This is a genomic window from Psychrobacter sp. JB193, assembly GCF_002285555.1.
GTDB classification, from domain to species: Bacteria; Pseudomonadota; Gammaproteobacteria; order Pseudomonadales; family Moraxellaceae; genus Psychrobacter; species Psychrobacter alimentarius.
Genome location: NZ_NRGY01000001.1, coordinates 173,203 through 188,872, shown reverse-complemented (window position 1 = coordinate 188,872; position 15,670 = coordinate 173,203). Strand labels below are relative to the sequence as shown.

At 45.1% G+C, this 15,670-nt stretch carries 11 protein-coding genes; 10 read left to right on the top strand and 1 reads right to left on the bottom strand.

All coding sequences use genetic code 11. The features are described from left to right. Positions 1-45: 45 nt before the first annotated feature. Positions 46-921, top strand: coding sequence for a uroporphyrinogen-III C-methyltransferase (gene cobA / locus CIK80_RS00795; protein WP_095568486.1), 876 nt, complete (start codon positions 46-48; stop codon positions 919-921). Between the two features lie 59 nt (positions 922-980). Here cobA and CIK80_RS00790 read toward each other — a convergent pair whose 3' ends face one another. Next, positions 981-2,132, bottom strand: coding sequence for an SIP domain-containing protein (locus CIK80_RS00790; protein WP_095568485.1), 1,152 nt, complete (start codon positions 2,130-2,132; stop codon positions 981-983). Between the two features lie 144 nt (positions 2,133-2,276). On the opposite strand from CIK80_RS00790, the gene CIK80_RS00785 reads away from it, so the two are divergent. The 9 genes from CIK80_RS00785 to CIK80_RS00745 all read left to right on the top strand — a co-directional run bounded on the left by CIK80_RS00785 (position 2,277) and on the right by CIK80_RS00745 (position 15,494). Continuing rightward, entirely contained in the window at positions 2,277-3,041 is a 765-nt protein-coding gene (locus tag CIK80_RS00785; protein WP_095568484.1) for an ABC transporter ATP-binding protein, read from the top strand. A 55-nt stretch (positions 3,042-3,096) separates the two neighbouring features. Next, the gene (locus CIK80_RS00780; RefSeq protein ID WP_257011647.1) at positions 3,097-4,110 is read left to right on the top strand and encodes an ABC transporter substrate-binding protein; all 1,014 of its coding nucleotides are present in this window, start codon (positions 3,097-3,099) and stop codon (positions 4,108-4,110) included. After that, complete coding sequence (fhuB, locus tag CIK80_RS00775; RefSeq protein WP_257011646.1) at positions 4,107-6,332, top strand: Fe(3+)-hydroxamate ABC transporter permease FhuB; 2,226 nt, start codon at positions 4,107-4,109, stop codon at positions 6,330-6,332. Before CIK80_RS00780 ends, fhuB begins: the two co-directional genes overlap by 4 nt. Before the next feature lie 386 nt (positions 6,333-6,718). Continuing rightward, positions 6,719-8,068, top strand: coding sequence for a diaminobutyrate--2-oxoglutarate transaminase family protein (locus tag CIK80_RS00770; RefSeq protein WP_095568483.1), 1,350 nt, complete (start codon positions 6,719-6,721; stop codon positions 8,066-8,068). A 108-nt stretch (positions 8,069-8,176) separates the two neighbouring features. Next, positions 8,177-9,706, top strand: coding sequence for an aspartate aminotransferase family protein (locus tag CIK80_RS00765; protein WP_095568482.1), 1,530 nt, complete (start codon positions 8,177-8,179; stop codon positions 9,704-9,706). Beyond that, complete coding sequence (locus tag CIK80_RS00760) at positions 9,693-11,504, top strand: IucA/IucC family protein (protein ID WP_095568481.1); 1,812 nt, start codon at positions 9,693-9,695, stop codon at positions 11,502-11,504. The genes CIK80_RS00765 and CIK80_RS00760 overlap by 14 nt, the downstream gene beginning before the upstream one ends. Positions 11,505-11,708: 204 nt before the next feature. Beyond that, positions 11,709-13,136: a SidA/IucD/PvdA family monooxygenase gene (locus CIK80_RS00755; RefSeq protein WP_095568480.1), complete on the top strand. Its 1,428-nt coding sequence runs from the start codon at positions 11,709-11,711 to the stop codon at positions 13,134-13,136. A 250-nt stretch (positions 13,137-13,386) separates the two neighbouring features. Next, positions 13,387-13,992 carry a GNAT family N-acetyltransferase gene (locus CIK80_RS00750; RefSeq protein WP_095568479.1) on the top strand — a complete coding sequence of 202 codons (606 nt, stop codon included), beginning with the start codon at positions 13,387-13,389 and terminating at the stop codon, positions 13,990-13,992. A gap of 68 nt (positions 13,993-14,060) precedes the next feature. Next, entirely contained in the window at positions 14,061-15,494 is a 1,434-nt protein-coding gene (locus CIK80_RS00745) for an MFS transporter (protein ID WP_095568478.1), read from the top strand. Positions 15,495-15,670 lie beyond the last annotated feature (176 nt).

Genomic DNA, 15,670 nt, shown 5'->3' with positions numbered 1-15,670 from the left:
TCACTTTGTTTTAGCGTATCCATACTGTCCTCAGGAGCGACCATCATGACCCATTTACCTGACTTTACTCACATCAGTGCAGCTTATGACTCGACTGGTCAAAATAATGTAGAGAACAGATTAGAAAATACTCAGTTGACTCATGACAAGGGTGTGGTATATCTGGTGGGTGCAGGTTCTGGTGACCCTGAGTTATTGACCCTCAAAGCATTGAGAGTGATGCAGCGCGCCGATGTAGTACTGTATGACAGTCTGGTCTCTGAAGATATTTTGGATATGTGTGCGGTGACAGCCGAAAAAATATTCGTCGGTAAGCGCCGTGCCAATCATGCGCTACCACAAGAGGGTATCAACGAGCTTTTGGTCAAACATGCGCTTGCCAATAAAACCGTGGTCAGATTAAAAGGCGGCGATCCTTTTATTTTTGGACGGGGCGGTGAAGAGATTCAAGAAGTGGTTCGTCATGGTATCTGTTTTGAATCCATTCCGGGTATCACGGCTGCCAGTGCGGCGGCCAATCGCGCGGGTATTCCGCTGACCCATCGCGATCATGCTCAGTCGGTGCAGTTTGTCACGGCCTGCAAAAAACTGGGCGCACCCAACGACGACTATAGCGAATTACTCGATAGCACTCAGACGGTGGTGTTTTATATGGGGCTGCATCGTTTGGCTGAGATGACCAGAGGACTAATGGCGGCAGGTCGAGACAGGGAGACCCCATTTGCGATCATCAGTCACGCAAGCCTACCCACGCAGCAAGTGCTCATTGGCACATTAGAGGATATTGCTGAGCAGCAAGCATCTGCCAATCTGCCCACACCAGCATTGCTGATCATGGGAGAGGTGGTCAATTTGCATCAAGAGTTTGCCCAATATAACCTTGCCGCACTTAATCAAACTTTGGAGGTCAGCTGTGTATAAGAAGGTGGCAAGATATTTTCACACGCATATTTTTACCACCAGACTTTGATAATCAGTCATCAATCATGACGCCAATAGACCTTAATGACTGAATCGGTGCGCTCTAACCCTAACCTTTGCTGGATAAGTCCTCGAAGTGCTTTGGCTGTGCCAGTCTCCATTGCCCCCCAAACCTTTTCAATCTGCAATGGATGCGTGGTCAAATATTTGCCCAGTATATCGTCAATCAAAATAGCCAACGCTTTACCTGAATTGACTTTCCCTGTTATGACAGGCAGCAGCGTAAATTGGATGTCTGTCTGGCTCGTCATCATTTTTATCTCATCAAAGTACGCTTGATCAGCGGCATCTTGAGTGACACAAATAACCAAAGGCGGTGTGGGGTTTTCCCAAATCTCTAACAATCGGGCAACGGTAGGCATTGAGGTTTCATCAGCGATTAGTAATACCTGACCGTCTTGTAAGTGAGCCGTTTTTTCAGGAAACTCGCGCTTACTCAAGACCGTATCGCCCGCTTGTAACGAGCGTGCCCAGTCACCGCCTGGCGTATTACCATGCAAAAATACATCGATCCATGCGCGTACGCCATCCGAAGCTTGCCACGCTTTTCGCAAAGTGTAATAGCAATGAGCGCGTGTCAAAGTGGTGTTATCCCTTTTTGCGCTGGTGAAGTTATGAGCCAAATCAAACAAATAAGCATAGCCTGCTTCATCAATGGGAATAGCGTTGTTGGGAGAAGTATTGATATTAGGCCCTGTTAACTCAAGGCGAAGCATGTTTTGACTGACCTTATAGCTGTCTTGTACGACAAAAGTCTGATTGGTTAGCTTGATGGTTTTTTTGCCAAGCTTTTTATCCGCTTTTTGTTTGAGCAAAATATATTGCGTATTTAAGTCGCTGAACTGAGTGATGGGTGCTGTAAAGGGAATAAAAAACGTCTGGTCAGAGCTCTGAGTGGACGTTTTTTTTGCTTCTGTCGGTTGTATTTGTAAAACGATGACCTCGGCATAGATATCAACCAGTTGTACAGTTGCCTCGCCTATATCTTCTAAAGACAAAGTAGTAAAAGCCGTCAAAAATCCAATTAACTCATCATAATGCTCTTCATTGATATGATCGATGGCATTAGCAAGCTCAGGAAATTTCAAGGGTGTATATAGGTTTGTTTGGTCGTAGCCAGCATGATTAAGAGAAGGTAAGGAATGGGTCATAGGGATACTCACGAACAATAGTAAATGGAAAAAGAAAGTATATTAGTTAATGATAATTGTTTTTATTATCATTTACGAGTAAAATCACTTTTTATTGACTTTCTAATATGACCATAACGACTTTAATCGATAATGAGTATCTATATGCTACGTGTAAACCAACTAACCATCAGCCGACAAGGCAATACTTTGCTAGACAACATAAGTTGTGAATTCAATAGCAATGAATTGATTGCCTTAGTTGGACACAATGGTTCAGGCAAATCCACATTGATTAAAGCGTTGGCAGGCGAGATGAGCGTCAATGGAGGTAGTATCAGCCTAGACGAGCGCCATATCGCTGATTACAGTAATAAGGAGCTCGCTCAGAAAATGGCTTATCTGCCTCAGCAACTACCAGATGCAGCTGGATTTACGGTACGTGAGCTGGTTATGCTCGGGCGCTATCCGCATCAAAAATGGTTACAAAAACCCAGTCAGGTTGACAAAAACAAGGTCGAACAAGCGATGCGTACTACCCAAGTAGAGGCATTTGCTGAGCGGACGACAACCACACTGTCAGGTGGCGAGCGCGCGCGAGTTTGGCTTGCCATGTGTTTGGCACAAGACACGCGATATCTGTTGCTCGATGAGCCATTAGCGGCTCTTGATATGCATTATCAGCTCGAAGTGATCCAGCTCATTCGTCGTTTGGTCGATGAGCAAGGCTTGAGTGTGATCATTATCGTGCATGACATCAATTTGGCAGCGCAATATGCCGATCGTGTTATTGCCCTAAAAAATGGCCGTATTTGTCACAATGGCACCATCAAAAGCACCATGCAGCCGGACATACTGCGCAGTATCTTCAATGTGGATATGCAACTGCTGAGCCACCCTATCACAGGACATCCTGTTGCCGTCGCGTAATATCTGAGTCCGCTTTATTTACCCCATTCATATTTGCCTAAAAAGATAGACTGTTATGTTTTCTGTCCTGCCCAACGTTAAATCCCCCAGACCCACCGTAAAGCCCTCAATCACAAAATGGTTCAGTTTAGCTGGTACTGAAGCAATCTCACTCCCTATATCTATTGCCTTACTATTGACATTAGCGATTGCGCTTACTGCCTGTCAGCAAACAACGGCGGGACAAAGAAACGCGCAAACAGACAAGCCTGAGAACGTTAAAATCAATATTGCTTCTCCCGATTGGGGCAATGCAGCAACATTGACCGCCATGGGATATCCACCAATTGCGACAGGCGATGTCAGAGTGTGGGATAGATGGGTTGGCACACCAGAACTACCAACCTCAACAGTCGATGTCGGTATCCGCTATCAGCCAAATGCTGAACTGATTGCTCAGTTACCCGTTGATATGGTAGTGGATAACTTTTTTTATGAGCATGCTCGCAATCTTTATGGTGACGTTCCTGCTGAGTCGGTGATGTTTGCGGCAAAAGGGAAGAGTGCGACTTGGGCAGATTATGCTGAGCCAACTCGGCAGCTGGGTAAACTGATTGAGGATCCTAAGCTTGCGGAAGATTATATTGCCAAAAGCAAAGACGATATAAGCATCGCTGGCGCACGTCTTCAACAGCGTTATCCAAAAGTCAAAAAGTTTGCGGTGGTACAGTTATCTGATGCCAACAACATGCGCATGTATGTCGCCAATAGCCTATTTCAACCAGCACTCACGCAGATGAAAAAAGAACTTGTAGTGCTGGGTGAAGGCAATTCATGGGGGTTTGTTCCCATACGGATGGGAGATTTGGCACAGTTAGACGAAGACGTTTGTTTGTTGATAATAGATCCTTTAAGTCCCATCACAAAAGCCGAGATTAAGGACAGTTTGATTTGGCAGCGTTTAGGTTATGGCAATAATCGCTGTGTGGGTGAGTTACCGCCTGTATGGATTTATGGGGGGATGTCATCGTTAGTAAGTTTGGCAAATAACTTATCGGAAGTTGAATTAAAAGGCGGAGACGCATCATGACCGTCAATACTACCAATCATCCGCACCGTACTACTGATCATTGTAGTGCTGATTACACTAATACTGATAATACTATAAGTAATACCAATTCTATGACATCACTTCCTACTTCTCAGCCAGTACAGTCATCAGCGGCTTTATCTACCACACTGTCTAAAACACACTCTAACAAACGGTCAAATCAGCGTGGGCAATCTGATAGCCCACCACCGAATCTACCACGACAAAAAAACGTTCTGGCGTCTAATGCTTCGTGGCGATTTTGGCTTATGCTCATTATGCTGATAAGTTTGTGTGTATGGAGTGGTTGGGCATTGATTGCTCAGGAGTGGACGCGTCCTATAAGCGAGTTGTTTCTTCCAAGCTCGCAGTTGGATATCGCCAGTATGGCAACGCAGCTACATATAGTGGCGACCAGTATTGTGGCGCTATTGGCAGGCGGGTTACTTGGTGTGGTTAGTATCTTGCTCCAGCAATTGGTCAAAAACCCACTTGCTTCAGACACCACCTTGGGTGTGGGCGTTGGCGCACAATTGGCGATGTTGATCGTCACACTTTTTTTACCAAGCTTGGCGATTTATGGCGGGATTTATGTGGCCTTTGTTGGCGCCATCATCAGTATGGGGCTGGTCTTTGCCTTGTCAGCGCCCAGTCGCTTTAATCCTTTGATATTAATATTGGCAGGCTTAGTGGTGAATATTTTACTCGCGGCCGTTGCCAATGTATTGGTGCTCTTTTTTGCTGAACGTAGCAATGGCATGCTGTCATGGGCGGCAGGATTTTTGGCGCAAAACAGCTGGCATACCAGTGTGATGCTTGCGATTACTGCGATTGTGATGACAGTTCTGTGCTTACCTTTATTAAAACCGTTAACCCTAATGAGTTTAGACGATATGCAAGCCAAGCGTTTGGGTGTACCTATTAACGGTATACGTGCCATCGTGGTGCTTATCGTGGCTATTGTGACCGCGTTAGTGGTCAGTGAGGTGGGTCTGATTGGGTTCATTGGTCTTGGTGCTGCCAGTCTGGTCAATGCGCTGGGCGGGTCATCAATTAGCAAACGTTTGGTCGCGGCTTTTTGCTTAGGTGCGCTGCTATTGTGGCTCACCAGCAATCTGGCTTTATTGCTTGAACCAATCCTAAGTATGCAAATCCCAGCTGGCGCAATGACAGGAATACTGGGAGCACCGCTCATTATTTGGTTGATTTTACGCCAGCGCCATGAGCGAATAGAGACGGTGACCCCCATGCTGACAGGCACTCATACGCCTGTTGTGCTTTGGCGATGGGGCGTTGGTGTGATGGTAATGATTGTACTGGCATGTTTGTTTGTACAAGATTTAAGTGGTTGGGGGCTGAGTACAGATTGGGCAATTACTCAGCAGTACAGGCTGCCTCGCAGCTTGAGTGCGGCAGCAACAGGTCTGATGCTGGCTGTTGCAGGCGTATTATTACAAACACTCACGCGCAATCCGATGGCAAGTCCAGAAGTATTGGGGGTCAGCTCCGGAGCCGCGCTTGGCGTTATTTTAGGATTTTTAGTCTTACCCAGTTTGGGATTATCTGCTGGCTCAGGTACCTTGCTGATTTCAGGATTATCTGGTGCGATAGCCGTACTGCTACTGATTATTTGGCTGGCACGTCGAGTAAGCTCAGGGTATCTGCTCTTGGTCGGTATCGGCATTGCCGCCATGATGGATGGGGTGATGCACATGGTCAAACTCTCTGGTGACCCGCGTCTGCAGGCGATGCTCAGCTGGTTATCAGGAACGACTTATAGCGCTCAACCGAGTACTGTCTGGTATCTCATTGGTATTGCGCTTGTCTTATTTGTCTTAAGCCTATTACTCATCAAGCCGTTACGTGTGCTGGGTTTAGGTTCAGGCGTTGCTCGCACGCTAGGAGTGGCGGTGACGCCAGTGACGATAGCATTACTGGCATTGGTGGCAGCACTAAGTACGGTCAGTACACTTGCAGTAGGGCCGCTCAGTTTTATCGGGTTAATGGTGCCACATTTGGCGACCTCTCTTGGCGCGGTGAAACTTGATCGTCAATTGCCTTTGGCGGCATTATTGGGTGCAGGGGTGATGGTATTGGCAGATTGGATAGGGCGTTATGTCATCTTTCCATATGAGCTGCCTGCTGGCACAGTTGCTGCCATCATTGGCGGTGCTTATTTCTTATGGCTGATTCGGAAAGTACCAATTGCTGTCAGTCGATAGCTTCTGATATTAAAGAGACAGGCGAATAATTCATATTCATGGGTTTTTGCTCATGAATATTTTTGTTCGCGTTCTAGTAAGCATGAATACAGCTTCATTTTGTATAAATCCTCAAGCCAATCATTTAAAAATGAATAAAGTGGGTTGACAGAAGAGTCAAGGTCATCAATAATACGTTTCACAAATGATAATGATTATCACTTTTATTATCATTTACTATTTTTATTGAGTTTGTAGTGGATTTACACTACGTTTTTTAAATGATGCCGACTGTCTTTGCAACGACCACACCAATAACTGTGTGTTCAATGATGTCCATAAGCAGTCTGCAAACAGTAAAACTTGTAGTCGAGTTTTAGTGCATAAAACGAATAAGGTTCGATGCTATGTCTACGTCTTTTCTAAAAGAAAAAAATAATAACAAACGCTATTTACATCGCCAAGCTCAGTTTGAATCTAAGGTGCGCAGTTATCCTCGCAAATTGCCTTTTGCGATCCAATCAGCCACAGGCGCTTGGATTACTGATGTGGAAGGCAATAAATACATAGATTGTCTATCAGGAGCAGGGACGCTGGCACTTGGACACAATCATCCTGTGGTCACTGAGAGTATCAAACAGCTTTTGGACAGCAATCTACCAATGCACACCTTAGACATTACCACGCCATTAAAAGACAAATTTAGTGAATTCATGTACACGCTCTTAGCGACCGAGAAAGACGAGTATTGCTTACAGTTTTGTGGACCAACGGGCGCTGATGCTGTAGAAGCAGCGCTTAAATTGGCAAAACAAGTCACTGGTCGCTCAGGCATTGTCAGCTTTAGCGGTGGCTATCATGGTATGACGCATGGCGCGCTCGCTGTCACTGGTAATTTGGCACCCAAGCAAGGCATCGAAGGCCTGATGAGCCCGGTACAATTTTTACCATACCCCAACGCGTATCGCTGCGCTTTTGGTTTGTCTTCTGAGCAAAGCGTTAGCGCTCATATATCTTATTTTGAAAACTTTTTAAAAGATGTAGAGAGCGGCGTTGTCAAACCCGCGGCCGTTATTTTAGAAGTGATTCAGGGTGAAGGCGGGGTCAATCCAGCACCGATTGAGTGGCTCAAGCAGGTGCGACGGGTGACCAAAGAACTGGATATCTTATTGATTATTGATGAAGTGCAAACAGGGTTTTGCCGTACAGGGCGCTGGTTTGCGTATCAATATGCAGGCATTGATCCCGATATGATTGTCATGTCAAAAGCCATTGGCGGTGGTTTACCACTGGCAGTACTTGGTATCAAAAAACAATACGATGCTTGGCAAGCGGGCAACCATTCTGGCACTTTCCGTGGCAACCAGCTAGCGATGGCAACAGGACTTGCGACCCTTGAGTATCTAAAAGACCATGATATGGCGTCTTATGCGGCTGAGATGGGCGCTTGGTTTATGGCAGAGCTAAACGGCTTACAAAAACGCTATCCTAGAATTGGTCATGTCAGAGGTCGAGGTCTGATGATCGGCATTGAGATTATAGATCCAGATCTTCCCAGACAAAGCGATGGTAGTTATCCTGCCGATAGTGCAGCGGCGGCGAGCATTCAACAGGCATGTTTTAGACACGGTTTGGTCATCGAAAAAGGAGGACGCGGCGGTACTGTGCTGCGTCTCTTACCACCGCTTAACGTGACCAAAGACGAGCTACACCAAGTATTAGATAAGCTTGAGCGGGCGCTACAAGAAAACCAATAGCGCTCAGTGGCACATCGTCATACCTGTATGACTGTTTCGAGAAAAACGTATAACAACCATCGCCTCTCTCATTTTAATAGAGACGCAAGATAAACTGGTGAGGATACTTTGCATTTATTAAACGAGCAAACCAGTGAGCAATACCTCACGCAGATGCACAAAACGGGCGCCATTATTAAAGAATGGCTCAATGACAATAATGTGTATTCAGGCGGCACACCGCAGCAAGTACAAGCGGCGACCTCAATCGATATCCAGTCACAAGGACGAGATATCGAGGCCATACTGGCGGACATACAAGACAAATTTTTGCCCAACTGTGTGTCTACAGCACACCGTCATTGCCTAGCGCATTTGCACCCGCCGACCTTGGTGGTTGGCCAAATTGCTGAGATGATTATTGCCGCAACCAATCAAAGCATGGATTCTTGGAATCAAAGCCCTGCCGCCACTTATATCGAAAAAGATTTGGTTGAGTGGTTGTGTCAGCTGTGCCAGTTTGAAACCAATGATGATGTTCAAATACACACCCAAACAGACGCTCCGGTTGATAACCAAGCGAGACACAAGGCAGGTGGCGTGTTTACCAGTGGTGGTACCCAAAGCAATCTAATGGGACTGCTGTTGGCACGCAATAAATTCTATACCGCTAAAGGTATTGATGTACATCAAGACGGCATGCTGGGTCAGCCGCGCGGCATCATTCTTTGCTCAGATCAAGCGCACTTTTCTATCGAAAAAAATGCAGCCTTGTTGGGGCTTGGCGTTCGATGCGTTGAAAAGGTAAAGAGTGATGCGAGTGGCGCGATGCTTATGTCTCATCTACAGCAAAAAATAGAGGAGACAGGCGCGGATAATGTGATGGCAGTGGTCGCTACGGCTGGCACCACAGATTTGGGCGCCATTGATCCTTTAATAGACATTGCTAATATATGTCGTGAGCACAAAATATGGCTACATATAGATGCAGCATGGGGCGGGGCGTTACTTCTATCTCAGCGTTATCGACACCTTATTGAGGGTATCCAAGCAGCGGATTCCATTACATTGGATTTTCACAAGCATTTCTTTTTACCGATCAGCTGCGGTGCCTTTTTATTAAAAAATCAACAAGACTTTGAGAGCATCCGTCATCATAGCGAGTATCTCAATTCTCCCGATGATGAAAAAGACAATATCCCAAATCTGGTTACTTATTCTCTCCAAACCACGCGTCGATTTGACGCTTTAAAGCTTTGGATGGCGCTTGATTTTTTGGGGACAAAGGATTATGGCGTTTTGATTGACAACTGTCTTAGGACAGCGAGACAAGCGGCAAAGCGGATTGAAAACCATGCAGATTTTGTGTTGGTGCATCAGCCGATTATTAGCAGTGTCTTATTTTATTTTAAGCCAAAAAATACCGCATTGTCAGACAAGCAGCTGTCGCAATTAAATCGCCAAATTGCGCAGGACTTGTTAATCAATAATATTGCCAACGTGGCCACCACGCAGTTTGAGCAGTATCTTTGCCTAAAATTCACTATTTTAAATCCTAATACGCAAGCCTGTGACATCGACAATATTATAGAACAGATGACTATCGCTGGTTTTGATCGACTCCAAAATTATGAAGGACAACGCTATGATGCACCATAAAACACTTGATCGTTTGACAATACAAAACTTAGTGAACGCCTACAGTTATGAGACAGGGCGCGGCAAGATCGTACCCGTAGAGCAGCAGGATGTAAGATATAAGCAAATCTCGCAAGACAAGCCTGTTTTGGTATTTACTCTTGCCCCGCATAACACCATCATGGCGGTGCCCATGGATAGAGTCAGCCAACTGGGTCAACACCGTTTTGCGGATACACCTTCTATATTAAATGCAGCTTCATTAAAAACACCTTCGACAAATGATACGCAATCAGAACCACAATGGTTAAAGCCTTCTGCTATGAGCCTTGCGTCTTTTATTATCGAAGACATCGTGCATCAGCACAAAGATGACGTAAAACTGGACGGTAATGGCGTGCTCAAACGCTGGCTTGAGAGTTACGAAGGATTGCAAATTATTTTAGAGCATCGCAGTGATGAGATGGATGACATTGTCGATGATAGACAGAACTTTATTCAAACTGAGCAAAGTCTGATTTATGGACATGCCATGCATCCAACGCCAAAAGGACGCGCAGGTTTTTATGGTGCTGAATGGGCAAAGTATGCCCCCGAAACCAATAGTAAAACGCAGCTGAACTATTGGCTGGTGCATCCTAATTTTATTGTCGAAGAGTTCGTCGATGGCGATAGTATTACCGCTGAGCTAAAGACCAAGCTACTCGCGGATATGAGCGATTATCAACGACAGCTTATTGCCAAGCATCCCACCCACAAGCTATTGCCGTTGCATCCTTGGCAAGCGACGTTTTTGCAACAACAAGCATGGTATCAGGCGTTAATAGAAAAAGGTCAGCTCTTTGATTTGGGCGTGCTTGGGTGGCATTTGTATCCAACGACCTCGGTGCGTACACTTGCGGCATTTGAGGCACCTTGGATGTTTAAATTGTCGCTATCGGTAGCGATTACCAATTCGGTGCGTATCAATTTGCCAAAAGAGTGTAAGCGCGGTATGCATGCCTGTCGAATATGGCGTAGCGACTACGGTGAGCAGTTGGGCGCTGAATATCCCACGATTGCGGTATTAAATGATCCTGCTTGGATTGCGTTGTCTATAGACGGCAAAATTATCGATGAGACCATTTGTATCTTGCGTGATAATCCTTTTACCCAGTCCATGCAAGTCACCAATCTTGCAAGCTTGAGTCAAGACCATCCCACTCGTCTCACCAATCGCTTTGCCACTTTATTTCAGTCTATTCATGAGCGTACCGGTAAGCAGTTGGACGAGATTGCGACCGAATGGTTTGATACTTATCTAAAAGTTGGTTTTATACCGCTCATCCATATGTACTACAAGCATGGGCTTGCGTTTGAGGTGCATCAACAAAACAGTCTGATAGAGCTAAAAGATGACTATCCTGCAAAGTTTTGGGCAAGAGACAATCAAAGCTTTGGCTATATTGCTGAATATGCCAAGCCGCTTATCGATGCGTATCCTGAGCTCATCAGTGAAGCAGAGTGTGTTATTCCAGAAGATTTTGCTGACTCGCGTATTGCTTATTATTTAGTGGGTAATACGATATTTGGTATCATCACCGCGATAGCTCGCACCCAGCTTGTCAGTGAAACTGCGTTACTAGCGACGTTTCGAGACTGTCTGGTAACTTTAGAAAGCCAGTATCCGCACTGCTCTTTAATCGATTTATTGCTGCGTAGTCCGACATTGCCATTCAAAGGCAATTTGCTGACTAGACTTTATGCGTTGGATGAGCTGACGGCGCCTGTTGAAACTCAGTCTATCTATGTTGATATTCCCAATCCTATGAGCGCTTAGGGTAAGTATGGTCAATATTCAATGAAACAGGCACAAGTCATTATCCTGCAGAACTGATAACCATTTCCTTACTTGCTGCATCGACGATGACAAAGGTTTTGGAGCCTTTATGCCAGTTCTGCTGACAGGCTTTTATAGTGACCTGACGATAGCTCGATACAAATCAATATGTGAATAAGTGCTATAAAGCAATAAGGAATCAACGTGTTAGATATTCTTGGTATCGGTTTGGGGCCATTTAATCTTAGTCTAGCGGCATTGCTCGACAAAACAGACGTCAATGCCAAATTCTTTGAGCAAAAGGCCGGATTTAATTGGCATAAAGGTATGATTTTACCGCACACCACGCTACAAGTCCCATTTATGGCGGATTTGGTGACATTGATAGACCCGACCAGTCCCCATTCATTTTTGAACTACTTACATACGCAGCATCGATTGCTCAAGTTTTATTTTTTAGAGGACTTTAAGATTTATCGCAAAGAATACAATCACTACTGCCAATGGGTGGCCGGACAGTTAGATAGTTTGGTGTTTGATGCGCAAGTGATAGACGTGGCGTTCAATGACAACAGTGCTTGCTTCAACGATGACGATAGCGCCACCAATGCTAATACTGACACGCACAATGGATTTGTCGTGACAGTTCAAGAGCGAGGCAAGCAAAAAACGTATTATGCCAAAAACCTAGTCATAGGAACGGGTACGCAGCCGACCCTACCATCTGCGTTGCAAAAGCTTGCTCAGCAAGTCCCTGAGCGCTGTATGCACACTGCGCACTTTGCCAATAATTTCGATTTTGAAGCGATTAAAGTACAAGGTGGTCAGGACAATAGCCAAAGCAATAGTCATAAGACAGACGATAGATTAACCAAAATCGTGATCTTAGGATCCGGTCAGTCATCGGCTGAGGTATATCGTGAATTGTTTGATCAACAACTTGATAGCAACGATGAACCAAAGTTCCAATTGGACTGGGTAACCCGCTCATCTGGCTTTTTTCCGATGGAATACTCGCCATTGGGGTTAGAGCATTTTAGTCCCGCTTATACCGATTATTTTTATCAGTTGGATGACGCGACCAAAGCAGAAGTCGCGCCCAAGCAGGACTTGCTCTACAAAGGCATGGGGTTTGACACCATACGCGATATTTATCATAAGCTTTATGAGCGCAGCATTGGCAATCAATCACCACACACGACACTGTTGTCCAATTGTGCAGTGGTTGAGGCAACCCTTGATGATACTTTATCGGATGACACCTTAAAGATAACATTTGAACAGTGTGAGCAGAAGCAGACATTTACGGCGGATTACGACTGTCTCATCGCTGGCACGGGTTATCGTCATGCGCTGCCTGCTTGCCTAAATTCATTGCTGTATGCCATTGAGTATGATGAGTTTGGACAACCAAAGATTGATCGGCATTACGCATTGGTGTATCAAAATCATGATGATAATAGCGGTAAAATATTCGTACAAAATCAAGAAATTCATACTCATGGCGTGGGCACACCTGACTTGGGATTGGGCGCCTATAGAGCTGGGCAAATCATCAATCAATTGATAGGTAAGACCGTATATGACACTGATGCGTTAGAAGTATTCCAACAATTTGGCGCGTCGGTCTAATGTCAGTGTCATTATATAGTTAGTTCAATATAAAAACGAATCAGCGTGACTGGAATGATTTTTTTGCAGCCTCTGTCTGCGAAGGCACAGCAAGCAAGAAAAATTCATTCCAGCTCAGCGTTGGTATATAACGTATCTGTTTTATTTAGAATCGACTATATCAATAAGCAGTATCGTCGATTTTTAAAAAAGCGTACGTCTCTACTGAGAGAAATTTTAATTCTAAATCACACAAAACAAGGAGCTATTTATGCCGACCATCACACAGAATCTGCCCGATACCTATGCCGCAGAGGCTTATGAGAAAACGTTTGGATTGCGAGCAGTCAAATATCCTGAAGACATGCCAATGCTCTATCAGTGGATGCACGCTGAGCATGTGGTCGAGCAGTGGCAGCTACATCTGCCTATGCCGCAGCTGCAAGTACATTTTGAAAAAATGCTAGCCGATGACCATCAGCGTCTCTACATCGTACTTTGTGAGGGTATGCCGATCGGCTATGTAGAGATCTATGAAGCGGCTCGCGATCGCTTGTCTCACTATTATAAAGCCGAAGAAAATGACATGGGCTGGCATCTGTTATTGGGTGATACTGCCGTCGTTGGTAAAGGGTATCTCAAACCAATAGTGATGATGCTCAGTAAGTTTATTTTCGAGCATACCGACGCCAAAAAAATAGTGGGCGAACCTGATAGTAAGGTGGAGGCCTATAAATGGGTTGCTGATGGTTTTGCCTATCAGTTACAACGATTGATCGATATGCCTGAAAAAAAGGCAGCGCTTTACTTTTGTAATCGTGAGGAATTTTTTGAATCGAGTGGCTATCTTAAGTTTTATGGTGCGGCGGCTTTATGATTCGATTTTTTGTGGTTGCTGGAGTAAACGCGTTGTACTCGTCATGTCATCACAGGTCAATGATATAAATGGTGGCATCTCTTGATAGCAGTGAAAAATTAAGCAGTGAGAAGTTGACAGGCAAGCCGCGTCGACAGGTGCTTTTGACCTTGTTGCTTGGCGGCACGGTCATCAGCTTTAGCAATAGCGCCCTCAATCCTGCTATTCCCATCTTTATGTCGGTGTTCGACGTCGATATTGTGATGGGCGGCTGGGTGCTAAATGCTTACGTACTGTCTATGAGCGTGGGGCTCATGCTCAGTGGGTATTTGCATAAAAAGTTTGCGTTTAGACCGGTTTATTTGACCGCAATTATCGGGTTTATGCTGGGTTCAGTGATTGGGATGTGCGCGCCCTCCATGACGATGGTCATCGTAGCGCGTGCTATACAAGGACTGAGTGGTGGTCTGACGATTCCGCTATCTATCGGTATGCTCTACCAGATATATCCGCAGCATAGACACGGTAGAGTGATGGCGCTGTGGGGCATTGTTATTATGATGTCACTGGCATTTGGTCCGTTAGTTGGCGCTTACTTGGTTGAGCAATTTACATGGTGGACATTGTTTGCCGTGACGCTGCCGCTAAGTGCAGCGGTCACTCTGATGGTGTGGCGATTTTTACCAAATATCGGCTCGCCCAAGGTTGATAAGACTTTTGATGTGAAAGGGTTTGTCAGCTTGTTGGTTTGGCTGCTGGCTTTGATGACATGGCTGAGCACGCTCAAAACAGGTTTTTATAGCAGTCTTGCGAGTGTGATTGAGACCAGTCTGATTGCTGCCATATTCTTGCTATCTTTTATGGTTTGGTGGGTGTATGAGCGCCGTCAGAGTCAGCCGTTATTAAACGTACGCCTGTTTAGTAATACCGTGTATTTGCACAGTACGATTATCAGCGTGACGCAAACCTTGGGCCTGATGGTGGGTTTGTTGTTATTGCCTATTTTAGTTCAGGAGGTTATGGGTAAGAGTGCATTGTGGACTGGCGTTATTTTGATGACCGCGACGCTGATGTCTAGTATCACCACGCATTTTGCTGGCAAGCGCGTGGATAAGTATGGCGCTAGAGATATAGGAATTTTGGGTATTATTCTGAGTGCGTCGTCCATGCTACTGCTGGCATGGTGCTTGTATCAGCCAACGCTTTGGTTATTGATAGTGATTATGAGTTTACAAGGTGTGGGTGTGGGAATGGCCTATCTGCCCACCACCACGGTCGGTTTTAGTAGCTTAGCCAAAGAGATGGTGACAGAAGGTGCCGCGCTCAATAACATCAGTCGCCGAATTGTCTCTACTATATTTATAACGTTGGTGACGGTTTACGTCGCAGGACGCGGGGCACAGTTGTTAGCGGCGGGTAATAGGCAAAGTGTTGGTACGGCTATTCAAGAGATTTTTGTTGTTTTGGCTGTAATTCTATTTTTGACCATTTTTTCGGCGCGGCGATTACCAAAAGCGGTCTGAATTAGTAAGTGATCAAACGCTTTATAGAACCTATGTGGTGAATGTGTCAAACCAACCGAATTGAGGCATTTTTTTAAATAAAAAACGTAAATAATTCTCATTCGCTTTAATATTTATTGATTATATCGACTTTATTCAACCGCTTATTTTTTAGTTTTGAGAGAGGATATTTAATT

Excerpts from the sequence above, each read along its gene's own strand:
- cobA (WP_095568486.1), top strand. The coding sequence starts at position 46 with ATGACCCATTTACCTGACTTTACTCACATCAGTGCAGCTTATGACTCG.
- CIK80_RS00790 (WP_095568485.1), bottom strand. The coding sequence starts at position 2,132 with ATGACCCATTCCTTACCTTCTCTTAATCATGCTGGCTACGACCAAACA.
- CIK80_RS00785 (WP_095568484.1), top strand. The coding sequence starts at position 2,277 with ATGCTACGTGTAAACCAACTAACCATCAGCCGACAAGGCAATACTTTG.
- CIK80_RS00780 (WP_257011647.1), top strand. The coding sequence starts at position 3,097 with ATGTTTTCTGTCCTGCCCAACGTTAAATCCCCCAGACCCACCGTAAAG.
- fhuB (WP_257011646.1), top strand. The coding sequence starts at position 4,107 with ATGACCGTCAATACTACCAATCATCCGCACCGTACTACTGATCATTGT.
- CIK80_RS00770 (WP_095568483.1), top strand. The coding sequence starts at position 6,719 with ATGTCTACGTCTTTTCTAAAAGAAAAAAATAATAACAAACGCTATTTA.
- CIK80_RS00760 (WP_095568481.1), top strand. The coding sequence starts at position 9,693 with ATGATGCACCATAAAACACTTGATCGTTTGACAATACAAAACTTAGTG.
- CIK80_RS00750 (WP_095568479.1), top strand. The coding sequence starts at position 13,387 with ATGCCGACCATCACACAGAATCTGCCCGATACCTATGCCGCAGAGGCT.
- CIK80_RS00745 (WP_095568478.1), top strand. The coding sequence starts at position 14,061 with ATGGTGGCATCTCTTGATAGCAGTGAAAAATTAAGCAGTGAGAAGTTG.